The organism is Streptomyces sp. GQ60, assembly GCF_059758875.1.
In genome coordinates, this window is sequence record NZ_JCAXEG010000004.1 from 236,362 (window position 1) to 251,774 (window position 15,413).

Below are 15,413 nucleotides of genomic sequence, written 5' to 3' on the forward strand. Positions count from 1 at the left end.
AGTGAAGGCTAGGTGCCTTACAGGCCCATCGACTTGGCGATGATGGACTTCATGACCTCGCTGGTGCCGCCGTAGATGCGGTTCACGCGGTTGTCGGCGTACAGGCGGGCGATCGGGTACTCGTTCATGTAGCCGTAGCCGCCGTGCAGCTGGAGGCACTTGTCGATGACGCGGTGCGCGACCTCGGTGCAGAACAGCTTCGCGGAAGCGGCTTCGGCGGCGGTGAGCTCACCGGCGTCCAGGGCCTCCAGGGCGCGGTCGGCGACGGCCTCGGCGGCGTCCACCTCGGCCTGGCAGGCGGCCAGTTCGAACTTGGTGTTCTGGAAGTGCGCGACCGGCTTGCCGAAGACGGTGCGGTCCGTCACGTACTGCTGGGCGAAGCGGACTGCGGCCTTGGACTGCGCGTACGCGCCGAAGGCGATGCCCCAGCGCTCGGACGGCAGGTTGGCGCCGAGGTAGTAGAAGCCCTTGTTCTCCTCGCCGAGCAGGTCCTCGACCGGGACCTTCACGTCGACGAACGCCAGCTCGGCGGTGTCGGAGGTGCGCAGGCCGAGCTTGTCGAGCTTGCGGCCGATGGAGTAGCCCTCGGACTTGGTGTCCACGGCGAAGAGGGAGATGCCGAAGCGGCGGTCGTCCTCGCGGGGGGCGGAGGTGCGGGCGCAGACGATCACGCGGTCGGCGTGCACGCCGCCGGTGATGAAGGTCTTGGAGCCGTTGAGGACGTAGTGCGTGCCGTCCTCGGAGAGCTTGGCGGTGGTCTTCATGCCCGCGACGTCGGAGCCGGTGCCCGGCTCGGTCATCGCCAGGGCCCACATCTCCTCGCCGGAGACGAACTTCGGCAGGAAGCGCTTCTTCTGCTCGTCGCCCGCCAGCATCTTGATGTAGGGGAGGGCGAGCAGCACGTGCACGCCGGAGCCGCCGAAGTTGACGCCCGCGCGGGAGGTCTCTTCGTAGAGGACGGCCTCGAACTTGTGGGTGTCCAGGCCCGCGCCGCCGAACTCCTCGGGGACGTTGATCCCGAAGATGCCCAGCTCGCCGAGCTTGTAGTAGAACTCGCGAGGTGCCTGGCCGGCCGCGAACCATTCGTCGTAGACCGGGACGACCTCGGCCTCGATGAAGGCGCGGATGGTCTCGCGGAACGACTCGTGGTCCTCGTTGAACACCGTACGGCGCACGGCCGACTCCCTTCGTCGCGGCAGTCAGCCGCCCAATCTAAGCGCTTGCTCAGATTAAGTTACCGGCGAGTTGGTCGTGCTGTCCAGAGTGAGGTGGGGCACGTCCGCCGGAGGTCGTGGGAAAGCCCTTCAGAAGCCGTTGCAGACGGCGGAGGCGAAGGGGCCGGTGGCCGTCGCCGTGATCGGCGCGGAGTCGTCGACGGTCACCGAGCAGGTGGCGGTGCCGCCGTCGGGGCCGAGGGTGACGACGAGGGAGCCGCCCTTCACGAAGCCCTTCGTGGTGATCTCCTTCGTCCAGGGCAGGGTCCGGTCGCCGGCCTGGCTGGTGGACAGGGTCCCGTCGCGCCAGGTCGAGTAGGTGATGGCCACGCCGGAGGCGGTGCCGGTGGCCGCGTACGCGATCCGGGCGGGCCGTGCGGCCTCCTCGGACACCTCGCTGACGAAGACGGCGAAGAGCGCGGTGCAGCCGCCGAGCAGCAGCAGGAACAGGGCGAGCAGCACCCACGGCCAGCGGCGGCGCCTCCGCGGCGGCGGTGGGTACGGGTACGGGTATGGGGCCGGGTACGGCTGCTGGGGTGCGGCAGGTGCGCCCTGAGGTGGGTGCTGGGGCGGGCGCGGTGCCCATCGGCGGGATTCCGAAGGTTCCGAGGGGGTGTCCGGGCGGGTCATGTCCTCAGCGTCACCCCGCTCGTAGCGCGCCGCGACGCGGCCTACGGGGCGTCCGCGCCGTCGGTGTGGCGCAGCGCGAACCACAGCTCCATCCGGATGTCCGGGTCGTCCAGGTCGGCCCCGTTCAGTAGGTCGGCGGTGCGGGTGATGCGCTGGCGGACGGTGTTGCGGTGGATGCCGAGGGCGGCCGCGCTGCGGTCCCAGCTGCCGTGGTGGGCCAGCCAGGCGCGCAGGGTCTCCCGGAGCGCGGGGGAGAGCGGGGCGAGCAGGGCCTCGGCGTGCGCCCGGGCCTCGGCCGCGCCGACCAGGCCGGCGAGGCCGGGGTCCCGGTGCCGGGCCAGCGGGGTACGGGCCGCCTCGGCACGCTCCAGGGCCCGCCCGGCCTGCGCGTCGGCGCCGGGCAGGCCTCCGGGCTCGGCCGCGGCGCTCACCCCGAGCCGCCAGCCGGGCTGGGGGGTGGGCTCGCGGTCGGTGAGCAGGCGTACGGAGCCTGCGTGTGCGGAGCCTGCGCGTGGGGAGTCCTCGCGCAGGGGGTCTCCGGGTGCGGAGTCCCCGCGCGGGTCCAGCAGTACGGTGCCCAGCGCGGCCGCCAGGGCCCGCGGGTCCCCGGTGCCGCGGGCGTGGACGGCGTACCAGGGCCCGGCGCCCAGTGCCGCGGCCGGGTCCCCGCCGAGCAGCAGCCGGGTCAGGGCGGCCTCCGCCCCGGCCGGGCGGTGTGCGGTGAGCAGGGTCAGCAGGACGGCCGCGACCGAGGCGATGGTGTGGTCCCCGGGCGCCCGCGTCGGCGTCGCGAGGGCGAGGGCCCGCCCGGCGCCGAGGGCGTGGACGCTGAGGTGGAGCCCGCCGTGGGCCGCCGTGGCGGTGACCGCGGAGCCGGGCGCGACCCGTCGGGCGAGTTCGGTGAGCACGTCGAGCGCCTCGGGGGCGGGCGCCGTTCCGGCGGAGGGACCGGGCGCCGTTCCGGCGGAGGGACTGGGGGTGGCGCGGGCGGTTCCGGCGCCGCCCGCGCCGAGGTCCTGCTCCGGGCGGGCGTCCTGGCCTTCCGGCGCGCCTGCCCCGGTGGGTGCAAGCTCGGGCCCGGCCCCGGTGGCCGAAGGGGTGTCCGGGCCCGGGGTGGGGAGGAGACCGGCCCAGCCGCCCAGGGTCGTCGCCAGTCGGCGTAGGACCGCCGGGACCGGGTCGGGTCGGGCGGCGGCTGCCGCCAGGGACTGCTGGGCCTCGGTCACCCGGCGGAGTTCGGCGGTCCGGGCCCGGGCCATCAGGCGCCAGACGCCCCGGCCGACCGCGGTGAACGGGGTCCCGGGCGGCACCTCGACCAGGGGTAGCCCGTACCGCTCGCAGGCCTCGACGAGGGACCGCGGCACGGTCGTGTACACCGGGGTCACCCCGAAGCCGACGGCCCCGACTCCGGCCCGGACCAGCCCGGCGACGTAGGGCCCGGCGTCGGGCTGGTCCGGGCCGGGGCCGGCCTCCGCCCCGGCGAGGCCCGCCCCGGCGAGGCCCGCCCCGGTGAGGCCCGCGCCCGCCGTCAGGAGGAGTTCGCCGCCCAGCAGGTACGGGGACGGGTCCGCCATCTCGGAGGCGTGGACCCCGTGCAGTTCGGCCTCGGCGGGGCCGGCCAGGTGGCGCAGCCCCAGCTCGTGGTCGGCGAGCAGCCGGCCGAGCGCGACCGGTGGGGTGGGAGGGGCTTCCATGAGTGGATACTCCGTACACATCGGGGGAGCCTGATGGATGAAACGTACACTTCGTCGGCCCGAGGTGTCCGTTTACGCTCGAAGGACCGCACCGCACACCTCCCCGGAAGGCCCCCCATGAGCACGCAGCCGCGCGGCCCCGTCGACTCCTCCCGCATCCCGCGCTACGCGGGCCCCGCGACCTTCGCCCGGCTGCCCCGCCTCGACGAGGTCGGCGGCAAGGCCGACGTGGCCGTCGTCGGCGTGCCGTTCGACTCCGGAGTCTCGTACCGCCCCGGCGCCCGCTTCGGCGGCAACGCCATCCGTGAGGCCTCCCGGCTGCTGCGCCCGTACAACCCGGCGCAGGACGCCTCGCCGTTCGCGCTCGCGCAGGTCGCCGACGCCGGCGACATCGCCGCGAACCCCTTCAACATCAACGAGGCCGTCGACACGATCGAGGCCGCCGCCGACGAGCTGATCGGCAACGGCTCCCGCCTGATGACCCTCGGCGGCGACCACACCATCGCGCTGCCCCTGCTCCGCTCGGTGGCGAAGAAGCACGGCCCGGTGGCCCTGCTCCACTTCGACGCCCACCTGGACACCTGGGACACGTACTTCGGCGCCGAGTACACGCACGGCACCCCGTTCCGCCGCGCCGTCGAGGAGGGCATCCTCGACACCGAGGCCCTGTCCCACGTCGGCACGCGCGGCCCGCTGTACGGCAAGCAGGACCTGGACGACGACGCCAAGATGGGCTTCGGCATCGTCACCTCGGCCGACGTCTACCGCCGCGGCGCCGACGAGGTCGCGGACCAGCTGCGCCAGCGCATCGGCGACCGTCCGCTGTACATCTCCATCGACATCGACGTGCTGGACCCCGCGCACGCGCCCGGTACGGGCACCCCGGAGGCGGGCGGCATGACCTCCCGCGAGCTGCTGGAGATCATCCGCGGTCTCTCCTCCTGCAACCTGGTCTCGGCGGACGTCGTCGAGGTCGCCCCGGCGTACGATCACGCGGAGATCACTTCGGTCGCGGCCTCGCACACCGCGTACGAACTGACCACGATCATGAGCCGCCAGATCTCTGCGGCACGCGGCGTCAAGTAGGCGCAGCGCGCAGGCGAGGGCGAACCCGAAGGGCGAGTAAGCGCACGTGACGCACGACCACGACCTGGTACTCCGTCCCACCGAAGCCCAGACGGCGGCCGCGCTCGCGCCGCCGCCGGGGCGCACGGGCGGAGACCTGGTCGTGGAGACGCTGCGCTCGCTCGGCGCGACCACCGTCTTCGGGCTGCCCGGCCAGCACGCGCTCGGCCTCTTCGACGCGGTCGGCCGCTCGGACCTGCGCCTCGTCGGACTCCGTACGGAGAACAACGCCGGGTTCGCCGCCGACGCGTACGGCCGGGTGACCGGCGAAGCGGCCCCCCTCCTCCTGTCCACCGGCCCGGGCGCGCTCATGGCGCTCCCGGCGCTGGCCGAGGCGGCGGCGGCCTCCGCCCCCGTCCTGGCGATCTCCTCGCAGGTCCCGACCCCCGGCCTGGGCGGCGGCCGGCGCGGTCACCTGCACGAGCTGCGCGACCAGTCGGCGTCCTTCCGGGACGTGGTCAAGTCCGTCCACACCGCCCGTACCCCCTCCCAGATCCCGTCGGTGGTCGCGGAGGCCTGGGAATCGGCGCTGACGGCCCCGCACGGGCCGGTGTGGGTGGAGATCCCCGAAGACGTACTGCGCGCGGAAACCGTCATCCCGCAGGTCACCGGCATGGACGCGACCCCGCACGAGCCGGCCCCGCGCCCGGAGCTCACCGCGCTGGCCGCGCACTGGCTGGAGAACGCCGAGCGTCCGGTGATCATCGCGGGCGGCGGGGTGATCCGCTCGGACGCCGCGGGCAAGCTGAAGCAGCTCGCGGAACGCCTGAACGCCCCCGTCGTCACCACCTTCGGCGGCAAGGGCGCCTTCCCCTGGACCCACCCGCTCTCCCTCCAGTCCTGGCTGGAGGACCGCCACATGACGGACTTCCTGGAGGACGCTGACGTCCTGCTGGTGGTCGGCTCGGGCCTGGGCGAACTGTCCTCGAACTACCACACGTTCTTCCCGGAGGGCCGGGTCGTCCAGATCGAGGCGGACCTCGGCAAACTGGAGTCCAACCACGCGGGCCTCGGCATCCACGCGGACGCCCGCCTCGCCCTGCAGGCGCTCCTCGAAACGGTCGCCGAACGCCCGGACCCGCAGGCCCCCGAGCGCGTCAGCCTGCTCCTCGCCGACATCGCCGCCCGCCTGGGCGAGCAGGACCTGACCCTGGAGCAGCAGCTCCTGACCTCGATCCGACAGGCTCTCCCGCCCCGCTCCCCGTCCTTCTGGGACATGACGATCCTGTCCTACTGGGCCTGGTCGGCCTTCGACGCCAAGCACCCCAACACCATGCACTCGGCGCAGGGCGCGGGCGGCCTCGGCTACGCCTTCCCGGCTGCCCTCGGCGCGGCCGTCGCGGAGCCGGACACCCCGGTCCTCGCGGTCTCCGGCGACGGCGGCGCGATGTACTCGATCGCCGACCTGGCCACCGCCCGCCAGCACGACCTGGACGTCACCTGGCTGATCGTGGACGACGGCGGCTACGGCATCCTGCGCGAGTACGGCTGCGAGACGGGCACGACCCTGACCCGCCCCGACTTCGTGGCCCTGGCGGCCTCCTTCGACATCCCGGCGAGCACGACCAGCCCGGAATCCCTCCGCGAGGACCTGGCCGCGTCCCTGAAGACCCCGGGCCCTTCGCTCCTGGTCCTCCCGGCCAAGCTGAGGATGTTCGCACCCACCCACGTCTGAGGGGTGCGCGGGCCGGGTTAGGTTGGTACCGATCACCAGCACATCGTCAACACGCACCTGTGAAAACAGCACGGAGGACGCCCGCATGACCGCCATCGCGGCCGCAGCCAAGCGGTCAGTGCTCGCCCTCGTCTGCTTGGTGGCTGCGGCCGGGTGTTCCGTAGAGGAACCCGGGCCCCGAGCTGCCGACCCCTGCGCGATCGCCGATCCGTCGGGCGAGAGGGATCTCCTGAGGGAGATCACCGGGTCCCGTGACTTCGACACGCGGATCAACGCCACCACCGAGCACCTGGTGGACAGCCTCAAGACGGACTTGCGGGCGTTGCCGTCGTCGCCGTGGCTCATGTGCGGGTACGTCCCCGCGCAGGGGAAGGACGGCGGCCGCGTGCAACTGCAGGTCCGCTGGCAGCCCCAGGAGAACCGGGAGCAGATCCCGAAGGGCAGCGCTCCCTTCGAGGTGAGCGGGGCCGTCGGCACGGCCGACGACATCGGGTCGCTGCTGCGCGTGCGCTGCGACATGCCCGGCGACCTGCGGGGCCTGTCCGACAGGGCCCTGCTGTCGGTGGAGGGCTCCTTCGGAATCCGCGTCCCTCGGACGGACATGACCCAGGCGGACCGGGACCGGCAGACCGCCTTCACCTATCTCATGGCCCGCCGCGTCACCGAAGCCCTCGGCTGCGAGAACAAGCCGCTGAAGCGGGCCCCCGTGGTGAAGCAGCTCCCGATGCCGTCGCCGTCGCCGTCGCCTACGCGCTGACCTCGGTACGAGTTCGAAGCCCCGTAGGAGCAATCCCGCGCGCGGAACCCGCGCAACCCAGTTCGAATTGTTGCGGCGGGATGAAATCCGCCGGTCGGAGCGTTGGCGCTTCCGGCAGGGCAGGACGAACGGGGAGGCAGTACGTGGCTACGGCGACGGCGGGAACGGCGGCTGGAAGCAAACAGGGGTGGGGGAGGCGGCTCGCCGCCTACACCTGGCGGTACAAGGCCAACGTGCTGCTGGCGCTCGGGTCCTCGCTCGGCGGCATGGCCGTCATGGCGCTCGTGCCGCTCGTCACCAAGGTCATCCTCGACGACGTCATCGGCGACCAGAGCAAGCCCATGGGCCCCTGGGCCGGGATGCTCATAGCCGCCGCGGTCCTCGTGTACGTGCTGACCTACATCCGCAGGTACTACGGCGGGCGGCTCGCCCTCGACGTGCAGCACGACCTGCGCACCGACATGTACGACACCATCGCCCGGCTCGACGGCCGCCGCCAGGACGAGCTGTCCACCGGGCAGGTCGTCGGGCGGGCGACCACCGACCTCCAGCTGATCCAAGGGCTGCTCTTCATGCTGCCCATGACCATCGGCAACTTCCTGCTCTTCGGGATATCCCTCGGGATCATGCTGTGGCTCTCGCCGCTGCTGACGGTCGTCGCGCTGCTCATGGCCCCCGCCCTCTGGTTCATCGCCAAGCGCAGCCGCAAGAAGCTCTTCCCCGCCACCTGGTACGCCCAGAGCCAGGCCGCCGCCGTCGCCACCGTCGTCGACGGAGCCGTCACCGGCGTCCGCGTCGTCAAGGGCTTCGGCCAGGAGGAGCAGGAGACCGGCAAGCTCCGCGACGCCGGCCGCCGGCTGTTCGCCGGGCGGATGCGCGGCATCCGGCTGAACTCCCGCTACACCCCCGCGCTGCAGGCCGTACCGGCCCTCGGCCAGGTCGCCATGCTGGCCCTCGGCGGCTGGATGGCCACCAGGGGGCAGGTCACCCTCGGTACGTTCGTCGCCTTCTCCACCTACCTCGCCCAGCTCGTCGGCCCCGTCCGCATGCTCGCCATGGTGCTCACCGTCGGCCAGCAGGCCCGCGCCGGCGTGGAGCGGGTCTTCGAGCTCATCGACACCGAGCCGGTGATCCGGGAGGGGACGCAGGAGCTTCCCGCGGACGCGCCCGCCACCGTCGAGTTCGACGACGTGCGGTTCGGGTACGACCCCGAGCGGCCCGTGCTCGACGGGTTCAGCCTGTCGATCGCCGAGGGGGAGACCGTCGCCCTCGTCGGTTCCTCGGGCAGCGGGAAGTCCACGGTGTCGCTGCTGCTGCCGCGCTTCTACGACGCCGACCGCGGCGCCGTCCGCGTCGGCGGCCACGACGTGCGCGAGCTGACCTACGACTCCCTGCGCGATGCCATCGGGCTCGTGCCCGAGGACTCCTTCCTCTTCTCCGACACCATCCGCGCCAACATCGCCTACGGGCACCCCGGCGCCACCGACGAGCAGATCCGGGCCGCCGCCCGGGCCGCCCAGGCCGAAGGGTTCATCGAGGCGCTGCCCGCCGGGTACGACACCAAGGTCGGCGAGCAGGGCCTGACCCTCTCCGGCGGCCAGCGCCAGCGCATCGCGCTCGCCCGCGCCATCCTCACCGACCCCCGGCTGCTGCTCCTCGACGACGCCACCTCCGCCGTCGACGCCCGCGTCGAGCACGAGATCCACGAGGCGCTGCGCGCGGTCATGGCCGGCCGCACCACGCTGCTCATCGCCCACCGCCGCTCCACGCTCGCGCTCGCCGACCGGATCGCCGTACTGGACCACGGGCGGCTCTCCGACGTGGGTACGCACGAGGAGCTGGAGCGCCGCTCCGCCCTCTACCGGCGGCTGCTCACCGACCCGGACGCGCTGGGCGCGGGCTCCCCGCGGACGCCCGAGGCGCCCGTGATGGAGGAGTTCGAGCGCGACATCGAGCGGGACATCGAGCTCGAGGCCGAGATCGACTCCGAGCCCGTCAACGCCAAGCGCCGGGTGGCCGGCGGGGTCACCCCCGAGCTCTGGCAGCGCCAGGAGGAGGCGGACGAGAAGACCACCGCCCCCGCCGGGATGTCCGCCACCCCCGAACTGCTCGCGCAGGTGGCCGCGCTGCCGCCCGCCGACGACACCCCCGACGTGGACGAGACCCGCGCCGCGTCCGCCGAGGACAGCTACAACCTGGGCCGCCTGCTGCGCGGCTTCTGGGCCCCGCTCGCGATATCCCTCGGCCTCGTCGCCCTCGACGCGGGCTCCGGACTGCTCCTGCCCATCCTGATCCGGCACGGCATCGACCAGGGCGTCGAAGCGGCCGCCCTCGGCGCCGTCTGGGTGGCGTCCTTCCTCGCGCTCGGCGTCGTCCTGGCCCAGTGGGCCGCGCAGTTCGCCGAGACCCGGATGACCGGCCGCACCGGCGAGCGCGTGCTCTACGCCCTGCGCGTCAAGATCTTCGCCCAGCTCCAGCGCCTCGGCCTCGACTTCTACGAGCGCGAGCTGACCGGCAAGATCATGACCCGGATGACCACCGACGTGGACGCCCTGTCCAGCTTCCTGCAGACCGGGCTCGTCACCGCCGTCGTCTCCGTCCTCACCTTCTTCGGCATCCTGGTCGCCCTGCTGGTCCTGGACGTGGAGCTGGCGCTGATCGTCTTCGCCACGCTGCCCGTGCTGATCATCGGCACCGTCTTCTTCCGCCGGAAGTCCGTGGCCGCCTACGAGCTCGCCCGCGACCGGGTCGGACTGGTCAACGCCGACCTCCAGGAGTCCGTGGCCGGACTGCGCATCGTCCAGGCCTTCCGCCGCCAGCGGGCCGGCGCCGTCCGGTTCGCCGAGCGCAGCGACTCGTACCGCGAGGCCCGGGTCCGCGGCCAGTGGCTGATATCCGTCTACTTCCCCTTCGTCCAGCTGCTGTCCTCCGGGGCCGCGGCCGCCGTGCTGATCGTCGGCGCGGGCCGGGTGGAGGCCGGCACGCTCACCACCGGCGCGCTGGTCGCGTACCTGCTCTACATCGACCTGTTCTTCGCCCCCGTCCAGCAGCTCTCGCAGGTCTTCGACGGCTACCAGCAGGCCACCGTGTCCCTGGGCCGGATCCAGGGCCTGCTGCGCGAGCCCACCAGCACCCCCCGCCCGGCCGACCCCCGCCCGGTCCCCGAGCTGCGCGGCGAGATCGCCTTCGAGGGGGTGCACTTCTCGTACGGCACGGCCGAGGAGCGCGGGGAGAAGGAGCAGGCGCTCACCGGGATCAGCCTGCGCATCCCCGCCGGGCAGACCGTCGCCTTCGTCGGCGAGACCGGAGCCGGGAAGTCCACGCTGGTCAAGATGGTGGCCCGGTTCTACGATCCGACCTCCGGCCGGGTCACCGCCGACGGGGTGGACCTGCGCGAGCTGGACCTGACGGGCTACCGGCACCGCCTCGGCGTCGTCCCCCAGGAGCCGTACCTCTTCCCGGGGACGGTCCGCGACGCCATCGCGTACGGGCGGCCCGGGGCGAGCGACGCCCAGGTGGAGGCCGCCGCCCGCGCGGTCGGCGCCCACGCCATGATCGCCACGCTGGACGGCGGCTACCTGCACACCGTCACCGAGCGCGGCCGCAACCTCTCGGCGGGCCAGCGGCAGCTGATCGCACTGGCCCGCGCCGAGCTCGTCGACCCCGACGTGCTGCTCCTCGACGAGGCCACCGCCGCCCTCGACCTGGCCACCGAGGCCCTGGTCAACCAGGCCACCGACCGGCTCGCGGGCAAGCGCACCACCCTGGTCGTGGCGCACCGGCTGACCACCGCCGCGCGCGCCGACCGGGTCGTGGTCATGGACCGCGGCCGGGTGGCGGAGGACGGCACCCACGCCGAACTGCTGGCCCACGGCGGCCGGTACGCCGAGCTGTGGCGCACCTTCGCGGGCGAGGACGAGCCGGCCGCCGCGGCGTAGCGCGGGCCTAGAGCTCCCCGAAGAGCAGGTTGCCGGGGGCGTCCTCCTCGGTGCCGGTGTAGTACTCCCGCACCGCGCCGAGGAGTTCGTCCACCGACAGGAACCCGTCGTGGTCCGCGTCGATCCGGGCGAAGAGCGCCTCCGTGTCCTCGCGGCCGAGCTTCGTGTCGAAGGCCGTCTGGGCCTTCTGGAACTCCTCGGGGCTGATCCGGCCGTCGTCGTCCTTGTCGGCGACCAGGAGCATCGCGTGCGCCATCGGCCGGAACGACTTGTCGTACGCGGCGCGGTCGTCCTGGAACAGGCGCCTCATGCCCTGCTTGTACTCCTCGGGCGTGACCTTCCCGTCCCGGTCCATGTCCAGCTCGGTGAAGAGCTCCTGCCAGAAGTCGACCAGCCCGCCCATCACCTGGGTCGCCTTGGGCGAGGTCGCCGGCTCGCCGAGGGCCGACAGCAGGCGGGAACCGAGCCCGATGATGTCGTGCTCGTCGATCACCTGGTCCTCGTTGACGTCGAGGTGGGCGAAGGCGCGGTCCAGCTTGCGGTCGAGCAGGTCGTTCGTCATTTCAAGTGCCTTCCACGGCTACGGTGCGAGTTCTCTCGCTCACCTAGCGTAATCTCCTGCGTGATCACGAACTCCCGTTATCCCGCTAGGAAGTTGTGGATGCACTCTTACGAGGTATGGGTCAACGGCGCCGAGGAGCCCGGAACCCGTTGGATCTACTGGCCCCGGGTGGGTCAACTCCTGCGCGAGCCGTACGAGGTGCTCGGGCTCAAGGCCCGGCTGGAGCGCGGCGAGGACCTGCCGTACGACGACCGGCTGCTGGCCGGCCGCGTCGCCATGTCCGCCCCCGAGCAGGGACTGCGCGCCCTGGCCGCCGCCCGCGCGGCCCAGCCGGGATGGGCGGCGGTCCCGCTCGCGGACCGGATGGAGCTGCTGCGCGGAATCCACCGGGCCGTCGTCGAGCGGCGCGAGGAGCTGACCGGCCTGCTGGTCGCCGAAGGCCACCCCGTACGGCTGGCCGCCTGGGAGCTGGACTCCGTCGCGGCCTCCTTCCACCCGGACTCCGTCGCCGACTTCGCCGGGCGGCTGCGGGAGCCCGAGCGGACCACGGCCGGCCGGCGGACCCGGATGGTGCGCAAGCCGGACGGGGTCGTGTGCCTGAGCCCGCCGCGCAACGCACCGACCTCCAACTCCTTCTACGGGGTACTGGCGCTCGCCGCGGGCAACAGCCTGGTCGTCAACGCGCCGCCCACCGCCCCGCTGGGCGTCAGCTTCGTCTACCGGGAGATCGTGGCCCCCCTCCTGGAGCGGCTCGGCGCCCCGCCCGGCACCCTGAACGTGGTCTGTACGCACGCCCGCGCCGTGGTGCGCCAGTGGCTGGACAGCCCCGACTGCGACGACCTGGTCTTCTTCGGCGGGTCCGAGCAGGGCCTCAAGCTGGAGCGGGAGTGCGTGGCCGCGGGGAAGAAGCCCGTACTCGAACTGTCGGGCAACGACGGGGTGCTGGTGTGGCACGACGCCGAGGCCGATCTCGCCGCGCGGGCCCTGTGCGAGCGGTACTACGGCTCCGGGCAGATCTGCATGACCCCGAAGTTCGCCATCGTCCACCCGGAGGTGGCCGACCGGCTGCTGAAGGAGCTCGTGGAGCAGGTGCGGGAGATCCGGCCCGGGCCGCCGGAGGATCCGCGCACGGTGCTGAGCCCGGTGGTCAAGCGGGCGGAGTTCACCGAGGTGCTCGGGGAGGTGCTGGCGGCCGGCGGGGAGCTGCTGTGCGGCGGGGAGTTCGTGGACGTCGACGACGAGCCGGCGGCGGCGGGGCCGTTCATCCGCCCGGCGGTCGTCCGGGTGGACGGGCTGGCCCGGGCCGCCCGGCTGCGCGCCTTTCGCGAGGAGACCTTCTTCCCGCTGTTGTGCGTGGTCGTACCCGAGGAGCCGGTCCGGCTGGAGGAGGCCATCGGCTTCCTCAACTCCAACCGCTACGGCCTGCGCAACTCCCTGTGGACCCGGGACGAGCGGGTCGTCGAGCGGTTCTGCGAGGAGGTTGTCAACGGCGGCATGCTGAAGGTCAACGACTCGCACATCGGCTGCCTGCCGGGGATCCCGTACAACGGCGGCACGGGAGCGACGGGCGGGATCTTCGGCGAGGCCAACCTGCCCGCCGTGCGCACAACCCACCTCCAGTCGATCGCCGTGGCCACCCTGGTCCGGCCGCGGGAGTCGGTCTTCGACCACGCGGCGGCGTGCGGGGCGGACCCCGGCGCACCGACCGGCCCGGCGGGCCCCACGGGCTGATTCCTCGTTCCACGCAACCATTCGAGGGGGTCGGGCGTCGTACGAACGTGCGCACGTTGTACGTACGACCGATGGGGGACAGGGTGTTGAAGGCGCGGAACCGCAACGGGCGACGGGCCGCCCGTACCGTGGTGGTCACGGTGACGCTGTGGCTGGGCGCGGCCGGACTGATGGCGGCGCAGCCGGCGCAGGCGGCGACCGGCGGGTGCGCGGGGAACCTGGTGCGGACGCTGCCGTTCTCCACGGGGGAGGTGCGCGTGTACAAGACCCGCGACCGGGCCTGCGCGGTGGCGGTCGCCCGGGAGCCCGGCCGGCGGCGGGCGATGTCGGTGAGCATCCAGCCGCGCGGCGGCTACCCGGTGCGCGACGCGGGTCAGTTCACCCGCTACGCCGGACCCGTCACCGCCCACGCGATCAACCGCTGTGTGTACGTCAAGGGCAGCGTCGGGTCCGGATCCGTCGCCTCCGGCTGGATCCTTTGCTGATGGAGCGGCCCAACTAGGTCTGTTCAGCCCCATGTTCTCCCGGCTAGGTTCACGGCGACCGACGTGAACCCAATGGGGAGTGTGAATGCGCAAGAAGCTCGGATGGCTGCTGTCGCTCGTGGTGCTGATCGGCACCATGGGTGCGGCCGGCACCACGGCGCAAGCGGCCACCGCCGCGGAACCGTCCGCCGCAACGGATGCCACCGCAATGGATGCCACTGCCGCCACGGAAGACATCAAGGACCGGATCCTCGCGATCCCGGGGATGAGCCTGATCGAGGAGAAGCCGTACCCCGGCTACCGCTTCTTCGTACTGAACTACGAGCAGCCGGTCGACCACCGCGCCCCGTGGAAGGGCACCTTCAAGCAGCGCCTGACCCTGCTGCACAAGGACGTCAGCCGGCCCACGGTGTTCTTCACCTCCGGCTACAACGTCAACACCAACCCGCGCCGCAGCGAGCCGACGACCATAATCGACGGCAACCAGGTGTCGATGGAGTACCGGTTCTTCACTCCCTCCCGGCCCGACCCGGCCAACTGGGCCAACCTGGACATCTGGCAGGCCGCCAGTGACCAGCACCGGATCTTCACCGCCCTGAAGAAGGTCTACAAGAAGAACTGGCTGTCCACGGGCGGCAGCAAGGGCGGCATGACGGCCACCTACTTCGAGCGCTTCTACCCCCGCGACATGGACGGCGTCGTCGCGTACGTCGCCCCCAACGACGTGGTGAACAAGGAGGACTCGGCCTACGACCGGTTCTTCGCCACGGTCGGCACCAAGGAGTGCCGCGACAGGCTGAACGCCGTGCAGCGCGAGGCGCTCGTGCGCCGCGTCCCGCTGGAGGCCAAGTACGCGGCCGCCGCCGCCGAGAACGGCTGGACCTTCACCACCGTCGGCAACCTCGACAAGGCCTACGAGGCCGTCGTGCTCGACTACGTGTGGGCCTTCTGGCAGTACAGCCTGCTCGCCGACTGCGCCGCCATCCCGGCCGCCGCCACCGCGAGCGACCAGGAGATCTGGGACACGATCGACGCGATCTCCGGGTTCTCGGCCTACGCCGACCAGGGCCTGCAGACCTACACCCCGTACTACTACCAGGCGGGCACCCAGCTCGGTTCCCCCGACATCAAGCAGCCCCACCTCGGTGACCTGAGCCGCTACGGCTACCAGCCGCCGCGCAACTTCGTGCCCCGCGACATCCCGATGACCTTCCAACCGGCGGCCATGCGGGACATCGACACCTGGGTGAAGAACAACGCGCACCAGATGCTCTTCGTCAACGGGCAGAACGACCCCTGGGGTGCAGAACCGTTCCGCCTGGGCTACGGGGCCCGCGACAGCTACGTGATGACCGCTCCGGGCGCCAACCACGGGGCCAACGTCTCCAAGCTCATGGAGGCCGAGAAGGCACTGGCCACCGAGAAGATCCTGCAGTGGGCCGGAGTGGCCCCGGCCACCGCGCCCACCGGTGCGGCGAAGGCCGCGCCGCTGGCCGCGCCGGACGCGCAGCTCGACCAGCGCGACATCGAGCGCGAGCCGATGCTGCGCCGGTAGCTCCACAGCTCCACAGGACGACCCGCTCGGCCGCGGGAGGGGGTACG

General features: G+C 72.4%; 11 protein-coding genes. 7 read left to right on the top strand and 4 right to left on the bottom strand.

The genetic code is table 11. The features are described from left to right. Positions 1 to 17: 17 nt before the first annotated feature. From AC6CKD_RS12610 to AC6CKD_RS12620, 3 genes are all read right to left on the bottom strand, one after another. Positions 18 to 1,175, bottom strand: coding sequence for an acyl-CoA dehydrogenase family protein (locus AC6CKD_RS12610; RefSeq protein ID WP_498327215.1), 1,158 nt, complete (start codon positions 1,173 to 1,175; stop codon positions 18 to 20). A gap of 129 nt (positions 1,176 to 1,304) precedes the next feature. After that, on the bottom strand, positions 1,305 to 1,676 hold the full coding sequence (locus AC6CKD_RS12615; protein ID WP_498327216.1) for a hypothetical protein: 372 nt from the start codon (positions 1,674 to 1,676) through the stop codon (positions 1,305 to 1,307). A 209-nt stretch (positions 1,677 to 1,885) separates the two neighbouring features. Continuing rightward, positions 1,886 to 3,538 carry a helix-turn-helix domain-containing protein gene (locus tag AC6CKD_RS12620; RefSeq protein ID WP_498327217.1) on the bottom strand — a complete coding sequence of 551 codons (1,653 nt, stop codon included), beginning with the start codon at positions 3,536 to 3,538 and terminating at the stop codon, positions 1,886 to 1,888. Positions 3,539 to 3,655: 117 nt separating this feature from the next. Between AC6CKD_RS12620 and speB the strand changes: the two genes are divergently transcribed. From speB to AC6CKD_RS12640, 4 genes are all read left to right on the top strand, one after another. Next, entirely contained in the window at positions 3,656 to 4,624 is a 969-nt protein-coding gene (speB, locus tag AC6CKD_RS12625; protein ID WP_498327218.1) for an agmatinase, read from the top strand. A gap of 46 nt (positions 4,625 to 4,670) precedes the next feature. Continuing rightward, positions 4,671 to 6,338 carry a thiamine pyrophosphate-binding protein gene (locus tag AC6CKD_RS12630; RefSeq protein ID WP_498327220.1) on the top strand — a complete coding sequence of 556 codons (1,668 nt, stop codon included), beginning with the start codon at positions 4,671 to 4,673 and terminating at the stop codon, positions 6,336 to 6,338. An 85-nt stretch (positions 6,339 to 6,423) separates the two neighbouring features. Beyond that, positions 6,424 to 7,095 (top strand): hypothetical protein, encoded by a 672-nt coding sequence (locus tag AC6CKD_RS12635; protein ID WP_498327221.1) that lies wholly within the window; start codon positions 6,424 to 6,426, stop codon positions 7,093 to 7,095. Between the two features lie 80 nt (positions 7,096 to 7,175). Further along, on the top strand, positions 7,176 to 11,033 hold the full coding sequence (locus AC6CKD_RS12640; RefSeq protein ID WP_498327222.1) for an ABC transporter ATP-binding protein: 3,858 nt from the start codon (positions 7,176 to 7,178) through the stop codon (positions 11,031 to 11,033). Positions 11,034 to 11,040: 7 nt separating this feature from the next. Here the strand turns inward: AC6CKD_RS12640 and AC6CKD_RS12645 are convergent, their stop codons facing one another. After that, complete coding sequence (locus tag AC6CKD_RS12645; RefSeq protein WP_498327223.1) at positions 11,041 to 11,595, bottom strand: EF-hand domain-containing protein; 555 nt, start codon at positions 11,593 to 11,595, stop codon at positions 11,041 to 11,043. A 99-nt stretch (positions 11,596 to 11,694) separates the two neighbouring features. Here AC6CKD_RS12645 and AC6CKD_RS12650 point away from each other — a divergent pair, with 99 nt between their 5' ends. The 3 genes from AC6CKD_RS12650 to AC6CKD_RS12660 all read left to right on the top strand — a co-directional run bounded on the left by AC6CKD_RS12650 (position 11,695) and on the right by AC6CKD_RS12660 (position 15,366). Beyond that, complete coding sequence (locus AC6CKD_RS12650; RefSeq protein ID WP_498327225.1) at positions 11,695 to 13,326, top strand: aldehyde dehydrogenase family protein; 1,632 nt, start codon at positions 11,695 to 11,697, stop codon at positions 13,324 to 13,326. A gap of 71 nt (positions 13,327 to 13,397) precedes the next feature. Then, complete coding sequence (locus AC6CKD_RS12655) at positions 13,398 to 13,811, top strand: hypothetical protein (protein ID WP_498327226.1); 414 nt, start codon at positions 13,398 to 13,400, stop codon at positions 13,809 to 13,811. An 85-nt stretch (positions 13,812 to 13,896) separates the two neighbouring features. After that, positions 13,897 to 15,366 carry a S28 family serine protease gene (locus tag AC6CKD_RS12660; protein ID WP_498327227.1) on the top strand — a complete coding sequence of 490 codons (1,470 nt, stop codon included), beginning with the start codon at positions 13,897 to 13,899 and terminating at the stop codon, positions 15,364 to 15,366. Positions 15,367 to 15,413: the final 47 nt, after the last annotated feature.